General features: G+C 70.1%; 1 protein-coding gene and 1 pseudogene. Both read left to right on the top strand.

The window, feature by feature from the left end; all coding sequences use genetic code 11:
• Nucleotides 1–68 precede the first annotated feature (68 nt).
• Nucleotides 69–233: pseudogene (locus AC1MIR_RS05645) on the top strand (hypothetical protein); the annotation flags it as partial.
• A partial coding sequence (locus AC1MIR_RS05640) for a LamG-like jellyroll fold domain-containing protein (RefSeq protein ID WP_480028712.1) occupies nucleotides 234–24,307 on the top strand: 24,074 nt, incomplete at its 3' end.

Genomic DNA, 24,307 nt, shown 5'->3' with positions numbered 1-24,307 from the left:
CGCGGGAGGGGGCAGCCCGTCTCGCGCCCGTTCCTGTCGCCGGCGCGTGGTGAGTGCGGGGTGATCCGATGGCGCGGGACGTCTTCAACGAGCCTCTGGAGCAACCCGGGCAGGACGTCCGAAGCAGGCGCCGGTGGCGCAGCGGCCAGGATGGCCGCAAGCCGGCACGCGGAAGCGCGAAGGCGAAGCCGCGCGCCGATCGTCGCCTGCTGCTCGAATCGCTCGAGCCGCGGGTGCTGCTTTCGGCGGACCTGGACCTGCTCGGCACCACCGCGCTCACCTCCTCGCTCGGCACGCCGGCGCCGACGGTGGATCTCGGCGGATCGAACGACGCGAGCGACTACGACATCGCGATCCACACCCAGGCCGGCGACCCTATCAGCGCGCCGGTCATCTCAGGCACGCTCGACGTGCCGGGCGAGACGGATCGCTTCAGCTTCACCCTGACAGAGACCAAGCGGGTCGTCTTCGACAGCCTGACGAACCGCAGCGACATCCTGTGGTCGCTGAGCGGGCCCGGCGGCGGGGCGGTCTCCGGCCGCCGCTTCGATCTGTCCGATGCCAACAACTTCACCAGCAACATCGGCGGCTCGCCGATCATGACCTTGCTGCCCGGCGACTACCTGCTCAGCGTGGACGGCAACGCCGCGGCGACCGGCGACTATGCCTTCCGCCTGCTGGACATGCAGCAGAGCCGCCAGGTGACCTATGGCGAGAACGTCACGGGCACGCTGGCCGAGGCGGATTTCACCGACAGCTTCCAGTTCACCGCCCAGGCCGGCGACCAGGTGTTCTTCCAGCGCACCGCGCTGTCCGGCGCGGGCACGCCGATGTGGCGGCTGATCGGGCCCGGTGGCGAGGCGCTGTTCGCCAACACCAACTTCACCGATGTGGACACCCTGACGCTGGCGACCGGCGGCCTCTACACGCTGCTGCTGGAAGGGCCGGTGAACAATACCGGCGCCGAGATCAACTACGGCTTCACCCTGCACCTGGGTTCTACCGACAGCGCGCCGCTCGTGCTGGGCGAGCTGGTCATGGGCGAGATCGAGCAGCCGGGGCGCCAGGATTCCTACAGCTTCACCCTGGCCGCCGCCGCGCGGCTCTACTTCGATTCGCTGGCCAATGATTCCGGCAAGACCTGGACGCTGGTCGGCCCGCGCGGCGTCGAGGTGAGCGGCCGGCAGTTCAACCAGTCCGACGCAAGCGCGATCGGCGGCTCTCCGCTGCTCGACCTCGTGGCGGGCGACTATACGCTGACGGTGCAGGGCAACGGCGCGAACACCGGGCGCTACGGCTTCCGCCTGCTCGACCTCGCGGATGCCACGGAGATCGCCGCGGGCGCGGCGGTGTCGGGCACGCTGAACGACCAGGGCTATGCCGCGGCGCTGATGCGCAGCACGAACGCCGCGCCGCTGACCTATCCGGAAGGCGCGACGAACCGGGCGCTGCAGAGCATCGGCACGACCACCTATGCCGGCGTGCCCGACGACGCATCTCTGAAGCCGGCGCAGCTCACGCTGGAAGCCTGGGTGCGGCGCGACGCCGATGCGCCGCAATGGGCCTCGGTCGCCATGAAGACCAGCACAAGCAACTGGAACGACGGCTACGGGCTGCACTACACGAACGACGGCTACATCAACTTCTTCGTCAACAACTACAACAACGTCCGCGTCCGCGCCCTGCTGCCGGCGAATGACTGGACGCATGTGGCCGGCACCTATGACGGCGCCAACCTCCGGCTGTTCATCGACGGCGTGGAAGCCGCGACGCTGGCCTACACCCAGCCCATCAACCACAGCAGCGCCGAGTTCCGCATCGGCACGGGCAGCGGCGGCGACTATCCCTGGCGCGGCGCGATCGACGACCTGCGCGTCTGGAACGTCGCGCGCACGGCGGAGCAGATCCAGGCCGCCATGGGCGCGCCGCTTGCCGGCAACGAAGCCGGTCTCGCCGCCTATTGGAAGCTCGACGAAGCCGGCGGCGCCGCGGTGGTCGATTCCGGTCCGAACGGCAATGACGGCACGCTGACGAGCCTCGGGCGCGAGACGCGGGTCTTCCGCTTCGACGCGGAGCGCGGCGACCAGGTCCTGCTCGACGCCACGACCTCCTCCTCCGGCCTGTACTGGCGGCTGTTCGACCCGACCGGCCGGGAACTCGTGGACCAGAGCTTCACGGACGTCGCGCGCAGCCTGCTGCTGACCGGCAGCTACACGCTGATCGTCGAGGGGCTGATCAGCAACACGCGCGCGGTGAATTTCGGCTTCACCCTGGTGGACCAGGGCAACACGCCCGTCGACGCCTTCACCGGCGACCCGCTGACGCTCGGGACGCGGGTGGACGGCAACATCGCCGTCGCGGGCGAGGTGGATTCCTACGTCTTCACCCTCGCCGGCCCGGCGCGGCTCTACCTCGACAGCCTCACCAACAACGGCAACCTGCGCATCGCGCTGGAGGGGCCGCGCGGCGTCGAGTTCTCCGACCACCCGACATCGAACGGCGACCGGGTGATCGACCTGCCGCTCGGCGGCGAATACCGCCTCACGGTCCGGGCGACGGGCACCAACACCGGCGCCTACGCCTTCCAGCTGCTCGATTTCGCGGCGGCGACCGAGATCGCCTATGGCGCGGAGGTGACGCACACCGCGACGCCCAACAACGGAGCCGCGATCTTCCGCTTCGAGGGCGTCGCCGGCGACCGCATCTTCTTCAACGCCACGCAGAACAACACCTGGTGGACGAACTGGCGCCTGTTCGATCCCTGGGGCCGCGAGATCTACTACACCGACTTCCAGGACAACGGCCCGCGCAGCCTGCCCTTCGACGGCACCTACACGCTGGTGATGGAAGGCGAGGTCTGGCAGACCGGCACCGGCACCGTCTTCAAGTTCCGCCTGGAGGAGGTGACGGACAAGGCGGCGGCGCTGACGCTCGGCAATGCCGTTTCCGACAGCATCGAGGTCCCTGGCCAGGTCGCGCGCTACAGCTTCGAGCTGACCGAGGCGAAGCAGCTCTACTTCGATTCGCTCACCAATGACGGCAACCTGCGCTGGACGCTGGCGCGGCCGGGCGCGACGCCGGTCAGCGGGCGCGCCTTCAGCTCGGCGGACCTGCCTTTCACCGCGGGGCCGGGCCAGTACACGCTGACGGTCTATCGCGACGGCGACGGCACGGGCGCCTTCGCCTTCCGCCTCTCCGACATGGCGTCCGCGACGCCGATCGAGTTCGGCGAGACGGTGAACGTGACCAACACGCCGGCCCGCAGCGCCAGCCTCTACAGCTTCGAGGCGGAGGCCGGCGACCGCATCTTCTTCAACGCGCTGCGCAACGCCATCTGGTGGACCGACATCCGCCTGATCGATCCCGTCGGCCGCCAGATCCGCCAGCAGGACTTCAGCGACTTCGGCCCCCTGACGCTGGATGTGACGGGCCGCTACACGCTGGTGATGGACGGCGAGGTCCACATCACCGACGCCAGCGCGCGCTTCGCCTTCGCGCTGAACAAGGTGGTGGATTCGCAGCAGGCGATCGCGATTGACGGGGCCGGCAGCAGCGGCCCGGTTGCGACAGAAGGCCGGATCGGCGGCGCGCTGACCTTCACCGGCGCAGAGACAGCGCGCGTCGCGCAAGGCACGAGCACCGACCTGCGCAACGACGTCACCATCGAGTTCTGGCTGCGCTACGACCACACGACCACCACCTGGACGCCGCTGGTGATCAAGGCGGCCAACCCGGCCGACAGCAATACGCGCACCTATTCGTTCTGGCTGAACGACCAGGGCTACATCCACTTCACGACCGCCGACGCCAACGGACAGCAGCACCTGAACTCCGCGGCGGGATCGGCGGTCCGGAACACCTGGGTGCATGTGGCCGGCGTGATCGACCGCACCAGCGGCCAGATGCGCCTTCTGCTGGACGGGCAGGAAGTGGCCAGCGGCGCGGTGCGCGCGAACCAGGCGGTCACCCACACGCAGCCGCTGTTCATCGGCGGCAGTAGCGACACCACCAACTACGGCCTGCTGCACGGCACGCTCGATGATCTGCGCCTCTGGTCGGTGGCGCGCAGCAACGCGGACATCCTGGCCGACATGAACGACGCCCTGCAGGGCGACGAGGCCGGCCTTGCGCTCTATCTGCCGATGAACGAGGCGGATGATCCGCAGCTTCTGGCCGATCTCGGGCCGGCGGGTACGGACGCCACCGTGGTGGATGCGCGCCAGGATGTCGCCGGGCTGATCACCGGGCGCATCCCCTCGCCCGGTGCGGTCGCCCGCTACAGTTTCACGCTCGCGCAGGACGCGCTGCTCTATTTCGACACGCTGACCAACAACAGCGACGCGACGCTCACCGTCACCGGCCCCGGCGGGCTTGGCTTCTCGCGCAACCTGCGCAACGGCGACAGCCATGAGTTCGGCGGCGGCAACCCGGTCTTCGCCGCCATCGCGGGCGACTACACCATCACCGTGGACGGCAGCGGCGACGTCACGACGCCCTTCGCCTTCCGCCTGCTCGACCTCAAGGCCGCGCCGACCGTGGACTATGACGCCGCGGTGACGGCCCAGCCGGCGGTCGGCGAGCGCACCGACATGTACCGCTTCGAGGCGACTGCGGGCGACCGCGTCTATCTCGACCTGCTGAGCTCCAGCCGGGCGGATTGGCAGGCGAGCTGGCGCGTCTTCGACCCGCTCGGCCGCCAGGTGCTGGGCCTGACCAGCCTGAACGACGTCGAGACGCTGACGCTCTCGATGACCGGCGCCTACACCGTGCTCGTCGAGGGCCGCATCGCCTACCCACAGCCCTTCAGCTATTCCTTCCAGCTGCGGAAGGTGGAGAACCAGACCACGCCGGCAGTGTTCGGCACCAACCCGCAGCCCGGCCCGCTCTGGACCGAGGGCCGCTTCGACGGCGGTGCGCAGCTCACCGGCGCCGACGCCATCGCCGTGGACGGCGCCGGCACGAACCAGACCGGCAACCTCACCATCGAGGGCTGGGTCAGGCTGGACGAGTTCAGCGACACCTGGTCGGCCATCTTCTACAAAGGCAATGGCGACAGCGCCCATCGCAGCTATTCGCTCTGGGTGAACAACAACGGCGCGCTCTATCTCGGCACCCGCGACGCCAGCGGCGAGCAGGGCACGCAGACCGCCAACGGCGTGATGCAGCGCGGCGTCTGGACGCATGTGGCCGCGGTGATCGACCGCAGCGGCGGTCAGCTCCGGATCGTGGTGAACGGCGAGGATCGCGCGACCGGCACCGTCCGCGCCGGCCCGGCGGTGACCTCCACCGAGCCTCTCCTGATCGGACGGACCACCGAGACCTCGAGCAGCTACGATTTCATGCGTGGCGCCGTGGACGAGGTGCGGCTGTGGAACGTCGCGCGCACGACGGAGCAGATCCTCGCGGCGAAGGATGCCATCGCCGCGCCACAGGCCGGGCTTGTGATGCGCCTCGGCCTCGACGAGGAGGACGGCGAGACCGCCGCCGACAGCACCGGCAACGGCAATGACGGGGCGCTGGACCGCTTCAACGCCGAGGGCATCACCGGCCGCATCGACCATGCCGGCCAGCGCGACAGCTACAGCTTCACCCTTGCCGCGCCGAGCCGCCTGCTGCTCGACATCCTCTCGCCCTACAACAGCAACTTCACCCTGACGCTGACCGGGCCGCGCGGGACGGAGTTCTCCGGCTGGCGCTTCGACAATACCGACAGCGCCGCCATCGGCGGCAGCCGCCTGCTCGACCTGCCGGCGGGTGACTACACCATCACCGTGGACGGCGCCGGGGACACCACGGGTTGGTACAATTTCCGCCTGCTCGACCTTGCCGCGGCGACACCCGTCACGGTCGGCACGAGCTTCTCGGGCGCGCTGGTGCCCGGCAGCGCGACGCAGCTCTTCGCCTTCGACGCGACGGCGGGCGAGCGCGTCTGGCTCGATCACCTCGGCTTCACCAACTCCACCTATGTCCGGTTGTACGACCCGACGGGGCGGTTGCTGCTCGGTCCCACCTATCTCGACAACCTGCGCAGCCAGGGCGCTGTGGGCCTCGGCGTGACCGGCACCTATGTGCTGGCGGTCGAAGGCTATCCGGGCGAGGGCGTGCGGCAGACCTTCAGCCTGATCGTCGATCCGATCACCGACCAGGCCTTCCCGCTGACGCTCGGCGATTCGGTGAACGGCGCGATCACCCATCGCGGCCAGGTGAATCGCTACAGCTTCACCGTGGCGGCCGAGACCTTCGTGATCTTCGACGCGCTGGGCGACACGCCCAACCTGTCCTGGACGCTTGCCACGCCAGGCTACACGCCGGTGTCCGGGCGCGGCTGGCAGAACTCCGATTCCGAGAACCTGAACGAATCCCCCGCGATCCGCCTGCTGCCGGGGACCTACACGCTGACGGTGGACGCCAGCAACGACAACCTGCCGACCTATGGCTTCCGCCTGCTGGAGATGTCGGCCGCGACGCCGATGGCGCTCGACGCCTCCGTCACCGGCACGCTCTCGCCGGGTGCGCAGACGGCGATGTACAGCTTCGACGGCACCGCCGGACAGCGGGTCCGCTTCGACCGCGAAAGCCTCTCGGCCGGCAGTCCGAAGGTGCGCGTGCTGGACCCCTTCGGCCGCGTGGTGTTCGGGCGCGCGGAATTCGCCGACAGCGACCTCTTCGTGCTGCCGCAGGTCGGCACCTACACCGTGCTGATCGAGGGCCGGCGCTACGAGAGCGGCGACATCGATTTCGGCTTCGCGCTGCGCACCGACGCGGCGCCGGCCTGGAACGGCGAGACGACGCAGGATTTCGGCGGCGAGATCGTCTCGACGGACGGCGAGGCGAGCGGAATTCCCTATGTGCTGGCGAATTACCAGGGCCCGCCCGCCAGCCTGGTCCCGGACGGGAATGGCGGCCAGGCGCTGCGGCTGACCGCGGCCACCGCCAGCGTCAACCGCAACAGCGTCGGCTTCACCTCCACCGCCGACGGGCCGCATGACAGCGTCACGGTCAGCTTCGACGCGCGCATGATCCCCTCGGCTGCCGGGCGCAACCAGTCGGGCGACGGGCTTGGCTTCGCGCTGCTGCCGACGCGCCTCTACGGCCCTGCCGGTTCGGCGCCCAATTTCGGCGAGGAACCGAACATCGCCGGCGCGCTCGGCATCGGCTTCGACATCGTCAACAATGGCGAGGTCAGCAACAACCACCTGTCGCTGCATTTCAACGGCGGCAAGATCGCCGATTACGCCGTGGACGCGGCGACGCTCGACCTCGCCGGCGGCCAGTTCTTCGGCGTGAATGTCGCCGTGACACGCGCCGTCGGCGGCAGCCGCGTGACGGTAACCCTGACGCCGCCAGGCGGCGGCGCCGCGATCACGCCGATCAACAACGTCTTCGTCGGCGGGCTGTTCCTGGAGACCAGCCGCCTCGCCTTCGGCGCGCGCAACGGCGGATGGTCCGCCCACCACGACATCGACAACGTGGCGGTCGCGACCACCGCCTCCACCGAGGTGCCGCTCACCTTCGCGCTGGACCAGCCGACGGGCAGCGCGGAAGTGCTGGCTGCGGCGGGCCTCTCGACGCTGCCGGTCGGCGGCGTCTTCCGCCACCAGATCACGCTGGCCGAGGACGCCACCGTGCTGATGGACTGGCAGGGCACCGACTGGCAGCCGGTCTGGACGCTGACCGGCCCGGACGGCGTCGTGGCGTCGCGGCGCGCCGACAACACCGACTCGTACGACGGCTTCGACCTGCTGCCGATGACGCTGAAGGCGGGCACCTATGTGGTCACCGTCTCCAACCTGCCGAACGCCAGCAGCACCTATCGCTTCCGCCTGCTGGACCTCGACAATGCGACGGCGCTCACGCCCGGCACGGCGGTGACGGGCACCTCGATCAATCCGGGCAACGAGAACGACCTCTACAAGTTCACCGCCTCGGCCGGCGACCGCTTCTTCTTCGACGCGCTCAGCGGCGGCTCCGACGTCTATTGGCGACTGTTCGGCCCGAACGGCCAGCTCGTCACCTGGCGCAACTATACGCCCTCCGATACGGGCCCGTTCGGCGTGCCGCTGGACGGCACCTATGTGCTGGCCGTGGAGGGCCGCTACTATAACACGGGCGCCAACAACTACAGCTTCAACCTGCGCCCGGTGGTGGACGACACCGTCGCGCTCGCGCTCAACACGCGGGTGGATGCGACCATCGCCGGTCCCGGCCAGGCGGACCGCTACACCTTCACCCTCGACAGCGAGCGTCTGCTCTACCTCGACACCTTCACCAACCGCTCGGACATCCGGTACTACCTGGACGGCCCGAATGGCGAGCGGATCGGCTGGCAGTATTTCTCGAACAGCGACGTGAACCAGGACGGCGCGGCGTTCCGTGCGCGGCCGGGCGACTGGACGCTGGTGATCTACGGCGACGGCGACGCAAACGGCGCCTATGCCTTCCGCCTGCTCGACCTGAGCGACCCGGCGGTCGCCATCGCGCTCACGCCCGGCACACCGGTCTCCGCGACGCTCGATCCCTACAACCAGACGGATGCGTATCGCTTCACCGGCACGGCGGGGCAGCGGCTGTATTTCGACGTGCAGCAGCAGCCCTCCGCCTATTGGCGGCTGGTGGATCCCACTGGCCGGCAGCTGTTCCGCGACGGCTTCTCCGACCGTGGCATCGTCACGCTGCCCGCGACGGGCGAATACACGCTGCTGATCGAGGGCTACCCGTACAACACCGGCAGCGCGGCCTACGCCTTCAACCTGCAGCCGATCGCGGACAGCAGCGCGGCCGCGACCCTCGGCGCGCTGGTCGAGGGCGAGATCGCGCATGCCGGCCAGACGGCCAGCTTCACCTTCACCCTCGCCGAGACGAAGCGCATCTTCATCGACACGATCGGCAACGCCGTCGAGACCGCGTGGTGGGCCGACCAGCTCCGCTGGGCCCTGACCGGCCCGAACGGCCTCGTCACCGAGCGCAGCTGGACCAACGGCAACAGCGGTCAGTTCGGCGCCGGCAATCCGCTGCTGACCCTGCCGCCCGGCGACTACACGCTCGCGGTGCGCAGCACCGTGGATCGCACCGGCGCCTTCAGCCTCCGACTGATGGATGTCGCCGCCGCGCAGGATCTGGTCCTCGGCTCGCCGGTCAGCGGCGCGCTGACGCCCGGCAGCGAGGCCGACCTCTACAAGTTCGAGGCGACGGCGGGCGACCGCTTCTACTTCGACGCCCAGCAATGGGGCTCCGGCAACACCTATTGGCGCCTGATCGGCCCCTATGGCGAAGTGCGCTTCGCGCAGGGCTTCTCGGAAGACGAGGACACGCTCACCCTCACCGAGACGGGCACCTACCTGCTGATGATCGACGGCCACCCGGCCGATCTGGGCGGCAGCCCGACCTACCGCTTCGGCATCTACGCCAACCCGATCCAGGCGCCGGTGCGCATCTCCTCGCTCGAGGCCGTGCCCTCGCCCGACCTCGTCGTGCAGAACGTCGCGGTCGCGCCGGTCGGGGCCACGGTGGAATCGGGCGGCCAGATCACCGTCAGCTGGCGCGACGCGAATATCGGCGCGCTGCCCGCCGACGCGACCTGGTCGGACCGCGTGATCGTGCGCCGCGTGGACACCGGCGAGATCCTCGCGAGCGTGGTGCTGCCCTTCGCCCCGCCCGGCGGCGCGCTTGCCGCTGGCGGCTTCGTGGACCGCCAGGCGACGCTGACGCTGCCGCCGGGCAACCGCGGCGCGGGCGAGCTCACGGTGCAGGTCACCACCGACCTCACCAACGCGCTGGATGAGGAGAACGCGAACGGCACGGGCGAGAGCAACAACGCCACGCAGGTGGCGCTGACCTCCGCCCTCGCGCCCTATCCGGACCTCGTGGTGCAGTCCGTCGCCGCGGCCCCGCCCTCCGGCTGGGCACCGGGCGAGTCCGTGACCGTCAGCTGGACCACGCGCAACGACGGCACGGCCGCGGTTCAGACCGACGTGACCGAGCGGCTCATCCTGCGCAACGCCACGACCGGCCAGCAGATGCTGCTGACGACGCTGACGCTGGCAGCGAGCCCCGGCGCGCCCTTCGGCGCCGGCGAGACGCGCGCCCGCAGCACCAGCGTCACCTGGCCCGGCGGCATCTCCTCCACCGGCGTGATCGAGTTCATCGTCGCGACCGACATCACCGACCTCGTCTTCGAGGCGAATGCCGGCGGCAATGGCGAGGCCAACAACGCCAGCACGACCTCCATCGTTTCGGCACCGGATCTTCGTGTCTCCGGCCTCGTCCTCGTCAACGCCTCGCCGCAGTCGGGCGACACGCTGACGATCCAGTGGACCGACGAGAACGCCGGCAACGCCGCCACCCCGCAGGGCTGGGTGGACCGCGTGCGGGTGGTGAACACCACGACGAACCAGGTGCTGCTCGACACCACGGTCGCCTATGACCAGGGCGCCCTCGGCCCGCTCGCGGCCGGCGCCAGCGTGCCGCGCAGCGTCTCCTTCACCCTGCCGCATGGCGCGGCGGGCGCCGGCAATCTCAGCATCACCGTCACCGCCGACCAGGCGACGAACGGCAGCACCCAGATCACCGAGGCGCTGCCGGCCGGGAATGCCGAGGGCAACAACAGCGCCTCCATCTCCCGCAGCGCCGCGCTGCGCGCCTATCCGGACCTGCTGCCCTTCGACCTCGTGGCGCCCGACACCGGCCGCGGCGAGGGCACGATCCAGGTCGCCTGGACCGTGACGAACCAGGGCACCGGCGCGACGGATGTCGCGGCCTGGACCGACCTCGTCATCCTCAGCGACGACGCGGTGTTCGGCGACGCCGACGACGTGGTGATCGGCACGCATCAGCGCAGCGGGGCGCTCGCCGCCGGCGCGGAATACGACGTGGTGCTCGACGTCTCGCTGCCGCCGCGGCTCGAGGGCAACTACTTCCTCTTCGTGCGCACCGACAGCGGGCTGGCGGTGCTGGAGCCCGACACGCGGGCGGACAACGTCACCGCGGCGCGGCCCATCGCGATCACCTCGCCCTTCGCCGACCTGACCGTGACGGAGGTGACGGCGCCGGCCACCGTCTCCAGCGGCGGCCAGATCACCGTCGAATGGACCGTCGCGAACCAGGGCGACGGGCCGACCAGCTCCGGCATCTGGCGCGACCGCGTCTATCTCTCCACCGACGGCACGCTGGACGGCGCGGACACGCTGCTCGGCACCTATGTGCGCAACGCCGCCCCGCTGGCGGCGGGCGCCGAGAGCCACGGTTCGCTCACCACGACGCTGCCCGGCAACCTTGCCGGCCAGCGCTACGTCATCGTGCGCACGGACGCGCTCGGCGAGATCTACGAGAAGGGGCTGACGGGGAACAACATCGGCGTCTCCGCCGAGCCGATCACGCTGCAGAGCCCGGACCTGACGGTCACCGACGTTGCCGTGCCGCCGACCGCACTGCCCGGCCAGCAGCGCAGCGTCAGCTGGACGGTGACGAACCAGGGCTTCGGCGACGCCTTCGGCAGCTGGACCGACCGCATCCTGCTGGTGCAGGACGGCCAGCCCGGCAGCACCGTGCTCGGCCATGTCACGCGCAACGGCGGGCTCGCCGCCGGCGCCAGCTACACCGCCTCGGCCACCATCAACTGGCCTGTGGTGGCCGATGGCGATTACCGCATCCGGATCGAGAGCGACTACGCGAACCAACTGTTCGAGGCGGGCGCCGAGGCGAACAACGCGACCACCTCGGCCGATGCCGTGGCGGTGACGCATCCCGACATCACCATTCCTTCCGTCACCGCGCCGCCGAGCGCGACATCTGCGCAGACCATCACCGTCTCCTGGACGATGCGCAACGACGGCACGGCGGCGATCCCGGGCGGCTGGACGGAGCGCGTCTTCCTCTCGCCGACGCCCGACATCACCAACGCCTCGCGCTTCGTCGGTGAGCGCAGCGGCACGCCGGGCATGGCGCCGGGGGCGGAGGTGAACCGCAGCCTCGACATCACGCTGCCGATCGACCTCTCCGGCACCTGGTACGTGGTCGTCTCGGGCGACCACTGGAACCAGGTGAATGAGGGCCTGTCCGAGGGCAACAACCGCGCCGCCTCCGCGGCGATCGCGGTGACGCAGGCGGCGCTGCCCGACCTCGTGGTGCAGGACCTGCAGATGACGGGCGCGCCGGCGCTGGAAACCGGGGCGCTGGCGACCGTCAGCTGGACCACCCGCAACACCGGGCCGGGCGATGCGGCGACCTCCTTCTACGACCGCGTCCGCGTGGTGAACCAGACCACCGGCGAGACGCTGGTGGATGTGCCGCTGTTCCGCGACGCCGCGGCGCAGGGCGCGATCGCCTCCGGCGCCGGCGTGGCGCGGCAATACCAGTTCACCATTCCGAATGGCGACCGCGGCGTGGGCGACCTGCAGGTGACGGTCACGACCGACACCTACAACAGCGCCTATGAGGGCGCGGGCGGCAGCCCGGCCGAGACGAACAACGCGGCGACGATCACGCGCGCCAGCAGCATGGCCGACTATGCCGACCTGCAGGTCCGGAACCTCGCCGTGGTGCCGGCCGCGCCGCGCTCGGGCGAGCTGCTGACCATCACCTGGGACAGCGCCAATATCGGTGACGCCGCCGCGGGGCCCTATGCCGAGCGGCTCCAGGTGATCAACCAGACCACCGGCGAGACGCTGCACGACCAGTATCTGAGCTATCCGGGCTTCGGCGGCGACGCGAATGCGCCGCTGCCCTCCGGCGAATCGCTCGCGCGGCAGGCGAATGTCCGGCTGCCGGACGGCGTGCGCAGCGTCGGCGACATCCTGGTGCGGGTCACCACCGATGCCTTCAACCAGCTCTTCGAGCGCAGCGGCGGCGTCTCCGGCGAGGGCAACAACGTCGCGAGCGTCACGCGCGCCGCGACGCTCGGCGCCTATGCCGACCTCGTCATCAGCGACATCTCTGCGCCGGCCAATGCCGGCGCGGGCAAGACGGTGCAGCTTTCCTACACCGTCACCAACACCGGCACCGCCGCCGCCACCGGCGCCTGGACCGAGCAGATCTTCCTCTCGACCGACCAGGTGCTGGGCGGCGACACGCTGCTGCGCAGCGACTACCTGCAGAACCAGTCCATCGCCGCCGGCGCCTCGGTGGTGCGGACCGTCTCCGTCACCATGCCCGCCTTCGGCGAGGGGGCGCGCTGGTTCGCCGTGCGCACCGATGCGGCGAATGCGGTGTTCGAGCTGAACGAGGAGAACAACGCGGCGCTGGACGATGCGCCGGTGCAGCTCGACCCCAGCCTGACCGTCGGCGTCGGCATCAACCCGATTTCGGAAGCCGCGGGCGCCGCCGCCAGCACGGGCACGGTCTCGCGCAGCGGCGACACCAGCCAGGCGCTGGTGGTGACGCTGGCGAGCAGCCGGCCGGAGCTGATCCTGCCGCCGACCGTGACGATCGCCGCCGGCGCCGCCTCCGCTTCCTTCGCGATCGGCGTGACGGACAACGCGCTGGTGGACGGCAGCCGCACCGCCACGCTGACGGCGACGGCCGCGGGCTATGCCGACGGCCAGGGCAGCATCGGGGTCACCGACAATGATGTGGCGGCGCTGAGCGTGAGCATTCCGCCAGCCGCCGGCGAGGGCGAGGGCCAGATCCTCGCCACCATCACGCGCAACACGCCGACCAACGTCGCGCTCGACGTCACGCTCGGGATCGACAAGAGCTGGAAGGCGACGGCGCCGGCAGGCTTCACCTTCGCCGTCGGCCAGTCCTCCATCCAGATCCCCGTCACGCTGATCGACGACACGATCATCGAGGGCACGCGCGACGTGCGCATCACCGCCCAGGCGGCGGGCCACGCCACCGGCTCCGCGCTGGTGACGGTGCTGGACAACGACATCCCGAACATCGAGCTGTCGCTGAGCAAGACGGCGGTGTCCGAAGGCGACGGTCCGGGCGCGACGATCCTGACGATCCGGCGCGACATCGCCGCGAACCAGCCGCTGGAGCTGATCCTGCTCGGCGCGCCCACCCAGATGCGGTTCCCGAACCGCGTCACCATCGCCGCGAATGAGCACGAGGTCCATGTGCCGATCGCGATCGAGGACAATGCGCTGGCCGACGGCAACCGGCTGGTGCCGCTGCGCGTGCAGATCGCGGACAGCGTGCTGAAAGTGGCGATCCCGGGCACCGCGCAGCAGATCGGCGTGCAGATCCTGGACGACGACGGCCCTTCGCTGTCGGTGACCCTCGCGCACAACGTGATCGGCGAGTCCGGCTCCACCACCGGCACGGTGCGCCGCAACACCGGCACCACCGGCGACCTCGTCGTCACGCTGACCAGCGACGACACCACCGAGGCGACGGTGCCCGCGACGGTGACGATCCTGGACGGCCAGGATTCCGCCACCTTCACCGTCACCGGCGTGCTCGACGGGATCAGCGACGGGACGCGCCCGGTGACGCTGCTGGCTTCGGCCAGCGGGCTGAACTCCGGGTCGGCGGGCCTGCAGGTGACGGACCGCGACCTGCCCGACCTGCAGGTGACCAGCATCGCTCTGCCGACATCGGTGAAGACCGGCCAGGCGGTGACCGGCACCTTCACCGTGGCGAACCGCGGCCTCGGCGCCGCCACCGGTTCCTGGGTGGATCGCGTCTACATCTCGACCGACGTGACGCTCGGCGCCGACGACGTGCTGGTGGCGACGCATGCCGGCGAACCGCTGGACGTGAACCAGGCCTATCAGCGCACGGTGAACTTCCTCGCCGGGACGCTGACCGGCACGGTCTACATGATCGTGGTCTCCGATCCGAACGGTGCGCTCGAGGAGCTCTCGAACGGCAACAACCAGGCGGTCGGCGCGCTGCAGGTGAACCCAGCCTATCGCGCGACGGTCACCGCCGACATCGAGGCGGCGCCGGCCGGCACGCGGATCCCGCTGCGCGGCAACATCTTCGATCCCGACGCGCCGGCGCCCACCGACGTAACCGAGTCCGACACCGACCCGGCGCTGATGTTCAAGCCGGTGACGATCCAGGTGACCTCCGCGAACGGCAACACCCGGACCCTGACCACCGTCACGGACATCAACGGCAACTTCACCGTGGACTTCGTGCCGCTGCCCGGAGAGGCCGGCCGCTACACCATCGCCGCCGACCATCCCGGCGTGACGCAGCGCACGCCGCAGGACAGCTTCGTGCTGATGGCGATGAAGGCGACGAGCTTCCCCGGTTCGATCGACCTGCTTCCGAGCACGCCGCGCAGCTTCGATTTCACCATCGCGAATCTCGGCGACGTGCCGCTGACCGACCTCGCCATCGCGGTGGAGGGCGCGCCGGCCTGGCTCGACCTCGACATCGACCTCGCGGACGTCATCGCGGCGGACGGCACGGTGAGCGGCAGCGTGCAGCTGACCGCCAACCAGGACCTGCAGACCGCCGGCCGGCTTGTCTTCGTGCTGACCACGGCGGAGGGCGTGACGCTGCGCGTGCCGCTGAATGTCACAGTCACGCCGCTGACGCCGCGTCTGGTCTCGCAGCCCGGCTTCCTGAACGAGGGAATGCTGCGCGGCGAGCAGAGGCTTGTGAGCTTCGAGGTGACCAACAACGGCGGCACGGAGACCGGGCCGCTGACGCTCGTGCTGCCGAACGAGCCGTGGCTGACGGCGGCGACGCCGACCAGCATCGCCTCGCTCGGAGTCGGCGAGAAGACGACCATCACGCTGCGCCTCAACCCGGGCGAGGACCTTCCGCTCGGCCTCTACAAGGGCACGGTGGTGCTGAACGGCGCGCGGACGACGCTCTCCACCGCCTATGAGTTCCGCGCCATCTCCGAGGCGCTGGGCGATGCGCGCATCAAGGTGGAGGACGAATACACCTACTTCGCCGAGGGCAATCCCGGCCTTGCCGGCGCCGCGGTGAAGCTGATCGACCCCTACACCTACCGCGTGGTTGCCTCCGCCACGTCGGACGCGGACGGCTATGTGGACTTCACCGGCATCGCGGAGGGCAAGTACATGCTCTCCGTCAGCGCGGACAAGCACGACAGCGTCCAGACCGCCTTCGAGATCAAGCCGGGCATCCTGAACGAGACCACAGCCTTCCTGCATCGTCAGGTGGTGACCTACAAGTGGACCGTCGTGCCCATCGAGGTCGAGGACCGCTACAAGATCGTCCTCGAATCGGTGTTCGAGACGGAAGTGCCGATGCCCGTCGTCACCACGGACACGCCGCGGCTGATGCCGCTGATCGTCCCGGGCGAGACGACGCAGATGGAGATCACGCTCACCAACCACGGGCTGATCCAGGCGGAGCAGGTGCAGATCCGTGTCCCGAACGACCCGGACCTGATCATCACGCCGCTGGTGGACGTGATCGACGTGCTGCCGGCGAAGAGCTCGGTGACGATCCCGATCACCATCCGCCTTCGCGAAGGCTCGCCGCTGGCGGCGCAGTTGGCCGCGAACAGCAGCAGCATGGTGATCCCGACCGGCGACGGCATCGTGTCGGCCTCCGACCTCGACATGCCGATCACCGCGCAGGGCTGGGGCAATGCGATCGCCAAGTGCCTCGGCATCGACGCGGTCTACACCTATGAGTGCCAGAACGGCCAATGGGTGTCCGTGCCGCACAAGCTGGATGCGGTGTTCTGCCTCGAGGACATCGCCGGTGCCGGCGGCTCGGCCAAGGACTTCCTCAAGGACTGGATCAAGGATCCGAAGAAGGCCAACCCCGCCAACCTGATCTGCGACGCGATCGGGATGATCCTGCAATGCGCGGGCGCCGACGACTGCACGCAGGCGATCGTCTCCACCATCTGCGGCGTCGGCCTCGGCGCGCTCACCGGCGGCTGGGCCGGCGCCGGTGCGGGCCTGGCCGGCGCGCTGGACGATATCCTCGCCTGTCTCTGCAGCCTGGACTGGGACATCGGCGACGGCGGCAGCGGCAACGGCGGGCCCGGCGGCGGCGGCGGCGGCTGGGGGATCTATGGCGGCGGGCCGGGCTCGCCCTGGTCGGTGCCGGTGATCTGGGACGGCGGCGGCGTGAGCTGCGGCCCCGGCAGCTCCGATGCGACGGTGCTGGATGCGGATGGCAACCTCTCGCCGACTGCGGCCGGGGTCTGCGCGCAGGTGCGCCTGAAGCTGGAGCAGGAGGCGGTGATCACGCGCACCGCCTTCCTCGGCACGCTCGAGCTCGACAACGGCACGGCCGGCACGCTGGAGGACATCCAGCTCATCCTCGACATCCGCGACGAGGACGGGAACGTCGCCAACGACAAGTTCTTCGTCATCGGCCCCGATGGGGAGAACATGACCGGCGGGCCGGAATTCTGGTCGCTCGCGGCCGGTGCCACCGGCGCGCTGAAATACACCTTCCTGCCCACGGTGGACGCCGCGGCGGATGCGCCGACGCGCTACTCGATCGGCGGGCGGCTGGTCTACAAGGATGGCGGCAACGTCGTGGACGTGCCGCTGCTCTCCTCCAAGATCACGGTCTATCCGGAAGCGCGGCTGCAGCTCGACTATTTCTGGCAGCGCGACGTGTTCGGCGACGATCCCTTCACCGATCCGATCGAGCCGTCCGAGCCCTTCGCGCTCGGCCTGCAGGTGACGAACCTGGGCAAGGGCGACGCCAACCGGATGACGATCACCTCCGCGCAGCCGGAGATCATCGAGAACGAGAAGGGCCTGCTGATCGACTTCGAGATCATCAGCAGCCAGGTTGGCAACCAGGCGGCGCTGCCTTCGCTGACGGTGGATCTCGGCCGCATCGCCGCGGGCGAGACCAAGACCGCGCAGTGGAACATGATCTCGTCCCTGCAGGGCAAGTTCATCGATTACAAGGCCAGCTTCGAGCATCTCGACAATTTCGGCGGCCTGCGCACCTCTCTGATCGAGAGCGTCAACATCCACGAGCTGATCCGCCAGGTGGAGGTGAACCACCCGGTCAGCGACGACATCCCGGACTACCTGGTCAACGACCTGCCGGACGACGACCACCTGCCCGACACGCTGTACTTCTCCACCGGCGGCAAGGCGCCGGTGCATGTCGCGCAGAACGTGGTGCTGGGCGGCGGCGGGCTGACGCGCACCGTGACCGCGGATGTCGAAGCCGGCTGGACCTACCTGAAAGTGGCCGACCCGGGCGCGGGCTATCGCCTGACCCAGGTGCTGCGCTCCGACGGCACGGCGCTGCCGATCGGCGACATGGTCTGGCGCACCGACCGCACCTTCAAGCCGGGCGAGCCCGGCGCGACCTACGAGAACCTGCTGCACCTGCTGGATCGCAACTCCACCGGCAGCTACACGCTGGTCTATGCGGTGGACGACCGCGTGCCGCCCGCGATCCTCTCGCTGGAGGCGCCGGCAGCGGTGGTCACCAGCGCGGTCGGCCAGCTCGACGTCACCTTCACCGAGCCGCTGGACCTCGCGACCTTCACCGTCGCGGACCTGCTACTCACCCGCAACGGCGTGGCGCTGGACCTGACGGGCGCGACGATCACGCAGGTCTCGACCAGCGTGTACCGCATCGGCAACCTCGCCGCGCTGACCACGCCGGACGGCAACTACGCGCTGACGGTGGACAGCCGCAGCATGGCGGATGGCGCGGGCAATGCGGGCACGAATGCGCGCAGCGTCTCCTGGGCGATGTCGGCCACCTCCGTCGTCGTGGCCAGCATCGAGACGGTGGAGCCCGATCCGCGCAATATCGCGGTGGGCGCGCTGGAGGTGGAGTTCTCCCGCGCGATCGACCCGGCCACTTTCGGCGTCGGCGACATCGCGCTGACCCGCGACGGCGAGGCGGTGGCGCTGGACGGCCGCGTGGTCGTGACGCAGCTCAGCGGCACGCGCTTCCGCATCAACGGCCTCGGCACGCTGACCGGCGCGGCCGGAACCTACGCGCTGACCGTTTTCGCGGGCGGCGTGGGCGAGGCGGGCAGCGGCAATGCGGGCTCCGGCCAGCTCACCGAGAGCTGGACCACGGACACCACCGCGCCGATGGTGCTCGACCTCGAGGACGTGGCGACCAACCCGCGCAACACGGTGATCCTCTCGCTCGACGTCACCTTCTCCGAGGCGATCGATCCGGCGAGCTTCACCGCGGCGGACCTGACGCTGACGCGCAACGGCGGCGCCAACCTGATCGTCGCCGACGACATCGAGCTGACGCAGCTCAGCGAGACCGTCTGGCGCGTCGCGGGCTTCAACTGGGTCTCCGGCCTCGCGGGCGACTATGTGCTGACCGTCAACGGCGCGGGCCTGACCGACCTTGCCGGCAATGCCGGCACCGGCTCGGCCTCCTCCAGCTGGCGGATGGACATCGGCGCGCCGCCGGCCGCGACCAACCTGCGCATCACGCCGGATCGCGGCGTGGCCGATGACGACGAGCTGACCAACACCCAGGCCTTCTCGATCCTCGGCGACCTGGCCGAGGAAGGGCTGACGGTCCGCTTCTACGACCTGACGACGAAGACCGATCTTGGCGTCGCCGTGGTGACCGGCCAGATCTTCGAGGGCGCCATCGCGCTGAACAGCCCGGGCAAGCACGACATCCGCGTGCGCACGGTGGACGACGCGGGCAACACGACCGATGCGGTGCTGAGCGTCTTCATCGACGTGTCCGCGCCGGTGGTCACCGCCATCCAGCAGGTCACGCCCAACCCGCGCACCACGGGCGTCGCCACGCTGGACGTGACGCTCTCCGAAGCGGTGGACGCCGCCAGCTTCGATGCGCAGGACATCGTGCTGACGCGCGACGGCGCGGCGCTGGACCTGTCCGGCGTGACCGTCGCGCTGCTCTCCGGCACGACCTACCGCATCTCCGGCCTCGAGGCGGTGACCGGCGAGCCGGGCGAGTACGCGCTGACCGTCGCCGGCGCCGGCATGCGCGACAACGCCGGCAATGCCGGCACGGGCAGCGCGACCGCGAGCTGGACTCGGGCCGTGAGCCTGCCCACCGGCATCACCGGCCGCGTCTTCGAGGATTTCGACGCGAACGCGGTCTTCGGCAGCAGCCTCTTCGGCACCACCGATGTCGGCCTCGAAGGCTGGACGGTGTTCCTCGATCTCGACGGCGACAGCATCCTGGACGATGGCGAGGCCAGCACCACCACCGCCGCGAACGGCACCTACGCCTTCACCGGCCTCACGGCCGGCAGCTACGCGATCGTCGCGGAGCTGCGGACCGGCTGGGTCTCGACGGGCCCCGTCTCGAACCGCATCGAGGTGACGCTGCTCGCCGAGCAGACGCTCACGAACGCCAACTTCGCGCGCTTCGAGCTCGGCACGATCGGCGGCGTGAAGTTCAACGACCTCGACGGCGACGGCATCCGCGACGTGGGCGAGGAAGGCCTTGCCGGCGTCACGCTCTTCGTGGACCGCGACGGCGACAATGTCCTGGACGAGGGCGAGGTCAGCACCGTCACCGCGGCCGATGGCAGCTACGTCTTCACCGGTCTGGCCTACGGCACGGTGCGCATCGGCGAGGTCGCACAGGCGGGCTGGGCGCGCACCACGCCGCCGGCCTCCATGCGCGTGATCAGCGGCTACGAGAACGCCGCGGTCGCCATCGGCAATGTCCGCACCGTCTCGATCAGCGGCACGAAGTTCGAGGACGTCAACGGCAACGGCCTGCGCGACAACGGCGAGGGCGGCGTCGAGGGCTGGACGATCTTCATCGACGCCAATGGCGACGGCGTCCTGCAGGAGACGGAGGCCAGCGTCCTCACCGGCGCGGACGGCACCTACAGCTTCACCGGACTGCTGCCCGGCACCTACATCATCGCGGAAGTGCAGCGGCCCGGCTGGGTGCAGACGACGCCGACGGGCTCCGCCGCCGGCTCCGGCATCGCGGTCAGCCTCGCCGGCTCCGATGTCGAGCTGACGATGGAAGGCTGTTCCTGCGGCGGCACCTGGGCGCTGCCGGACGGGTCCGACATCGTGGATCTCGGCGCGCTGTCCACCCGCGAATCGCGCGACCTCACCGGCCTGACCTCGGCGCTCCAGGATGCGCGCTTCACCGGCCTGACCGGCAGCGGCGTGCGCACCGTGCTGATCGACACCGGCATCGACGTGGACCATCCCTTCTTCGGGCCGGACACGGACGGCAACGGCATCGCCGACCGGATCGTCTTCCAGTGGGACTTCGCGGACAACGACGCGGACGCCTCCGATGTCGCGAAGGGCCATGGCAGCCACGTCGCAAGCCTGATCGGCAGCGGCGACAGCCGCTACGGCGGCGTCGCGCCGGGCACCGAGCTGATCGTGCTGAAGGTGTTCAGCGACGGCGGCCGCGGCACCTTCGCGAATGTCGAGAAGGCGCTGCAGTGGGTGATCGCCAACGCCGAGGCCTGGAACATCGGCGTGATCAACATGTCGCTCGGCGACAACGGCAACTGGAACACCACCATCCCGCGCTACGGCCTGGGCGACGAGTTCGCGACGCTGGCGGCCATGGACATCATCACGGTCGCCGCGGCGGGCAACTTCTACAACCAGTACAACGCGATGGGCGTGGCCTATCCCGCGGCCGATCCGGCCGTGCTGTCCGTCGGCGCCGTCTGGTCGGCGGATTTCGGCGGTCCATGGACGGTCGCGACCGGCGCGACGGACTACACCACCGGCGCCGACCGCATCGCCGCCTTCAGCCAGCGCGACGACGAGCTGCTGGACATCATGGCGCCCGGCGCGCGCTTCAACGGCGCCAACGCCACCGGCGGCGTGCAGACCATGCAGGGCACCAGCCAGGCGGCGGGCTTCGTCTCCGGCGCGGCGGCGCTCTCGCAGCAGCTCGCGCAGCAGGTGCTCGGGCGCAAGCTCTCCACGGCGGAATTCGCGGAGCTGCTGAAGCGCACCGGGGACATGATCCTCGACGGCGACGACGAGAACGACAACGTCAAGAACACCGGCCTCTCCTTCCCGCGCATCCAGTTCACGCGCCTGTTCGAGGAGATCCTGACCTTCACCTCGCTGCCCGATGAGGGCGGCACGGGCGGCGGCACGGGCGGCGGCACCGGCGGCGGCACCACGCGCCCGCAGCAGGCCGCGGCGCCCGGCGTGCACAGCGTGACGGTCGCCGCCGGCGAAAGCCGCAGCGATGTCAGCTTCGGCAACTTCAAGCTGGCGACGATGACCGGCTTCGTCTTCCTCGACGCGGACGGCGACGGCCTGCGCGATGCCGGCGAGGATGGCGTCGCGGGACGCACGGTGTTCCTGGACGCCAACGGCAACGCGACGCTGGACGAGAACGAGGTCGAGGCGCTGACCGACGCCAACGGCGCCTTCGATCTCGGCCTGCTCGGGCCTGGCGGCTACGCGCTCCGCATGGTCGGCGTGCCGGACTGGGTGGTGACCACGCCGCAGCCCGTCTCCGGCACGTCGAGCAGCGGGCAGGCGATCAGCCTGCTGATCGGCACCCGCCTGGCCCCGACCGGAAACGAGCTGGCGGCGCTTCCCGATGCCGCCACGACCGACGAGGACACTGCGCGCTCCATCGATGTCACGGCGAATGATGGCGGCGTCGAGCCGCTTGCCGTCTCCCTGCCGCAGGGAAATTCGGCCCTGGGTGCGCTGCTCACGGTGCAGGTGAACGGCCGGGTCCACTACAACCCGAAGGCCTCCGCCGCGCTGCAGGCGCTGCTGCCGGGCCAGACGGCGACGGACAGCTTCGAATACACCGTCACCGACGCCACGGGTGCGACCTCGACGGCCGTGGTGACGGTGACCGTGGAGGGCACGAACGACGTGCCGAAGGCGCGGCCGAACAGCTACACGACGCATGAGGACCGGGCGATGATCCTGCCGGTCCTGCTGAACGACACGGATCCCGATGCCGGGCAGACCCTCTCGCTGTCCGTGCTGCCGGCCTTCAGTGCGCGCGGCGCCGCGCTGGTCGCGCTGCCCGATGGGCGTGTCAGCTACGATCCGCGGGTCTCGGCCGAGCTTCAGCAGATCGGCTTTGGCGAGGAGCTGCTCGACAGCTTCACCTATCGCGTCTCCGACGGCGCCGGCGGCGAGGCGGAGGCGACGGTCACGGTGAAGGTGACAGGCCGCCAGGATCCCTTCATCCACTACCGTACGACGACGACGGAGGATGGGGAGATCCTCGTCACCGTGCCGAACGCGACCATCACCTCGGTCGGAGGCATCAGCGCGCAGACCGTGCCGGTGCAGCTGGTCGGCGGCCAGATCCTCTACGATCCGCGCAACACGCCGAGGGCGCAGCGGCTGGCGGAGGGCGAGACGCTGCAGGATGGCGTGAACTTCAGCGGCTTCACCGCGCTCGGCGAGCCGATGCGCGGCCGGCTTGTCGTCACCCTGACGGGCGTGAACGATGCGCCGGTGGCACGCCGGGTGAACGCGGAGACGGATGCGCTGACCGCCGCGGAGATCGACGCCGTGACCGGCGGCGCCGACCGCGACAACGGCGCGGAGCTGGCGCTCGACAGCGTGGCGGCCACCAGCCGCCTCGGCGCGGCGGTGGCGATCGTGGACGGCAAGGCGGTCTACGACCCGACAGGGTCGGCGGCCTTGCAGAGGCTCCTGTTCGGCGACACGGCGCTCGACAGCTTCAGCTACACCGTGCGCGACGAGCATGGCGCAACCGCGACCGGAACCGTCTTCGTGGCGGTCGCCGGGCGCGCCGACACCAGCCAGGTGATCCCCCTCGCCCCGGGCAGCACGGACGAGGACACCGTGCTGCGCATGGCCGTCGGCTCCTGGCCGCTGGTGTCGGTCAGCCCGGTCACCGGGCTCGGCGCGGCGGTGAGCATCGTCAACGGCAAGGTGAACTACGATCCGCGGCTTGCCGCCGGCATCCAGGCGCTCGATGCGGGCGACAGCGCGGCGGACCTCGTCACCGTCACCCTGCGCGACAATGCCGGCAAGCTGCGCCAGGGCCAGATCGCGGTGACGGTGAACGGCGTGAACGACGCGCCGGTCGCCATCGCGGATGCCGCCGCGGCGCGCGCCGACCAGGTCACCCAGGTCGACGTCCTGGCCAATGATCGCGACCGCGACGCCTCGGCGGTGCTGTCCATCACCGGGCTTGCGGCGACCAGCGCCGGCGGCGCGGCGCTCTCGGTGGTGAACGGGAAGGTCGCCTACGATCCGACCGGCGTCGCCGCCTTCCAGGCGCTGCCGGTCGGCGCGACGGCCACCGACAGCTTCAGCTACACCGTCGTGGACGAGCATGGCGAAAGCTCGACCGCGACCGTGCAGATCCTGGTGGTCGGCCGGAACAACGCGCCGGTCGCGGCCGCCGGTGCCGCCGCCGCGGCCGCCCCGGCGCCGGTCGTGGGCGGCGGGGGGGCGGATGGCGGCGGCGTGGGCACCGGCGCGGG

It is taken from the genome of Falsiroseomonas sp. RANM36 (assembly GCF_056682175.1).
The sequence above is the reverse complement of the archived record's forward strand: the minus strand, read 5'-3'. Positions and strand labels throughout refer to the sequence as shown.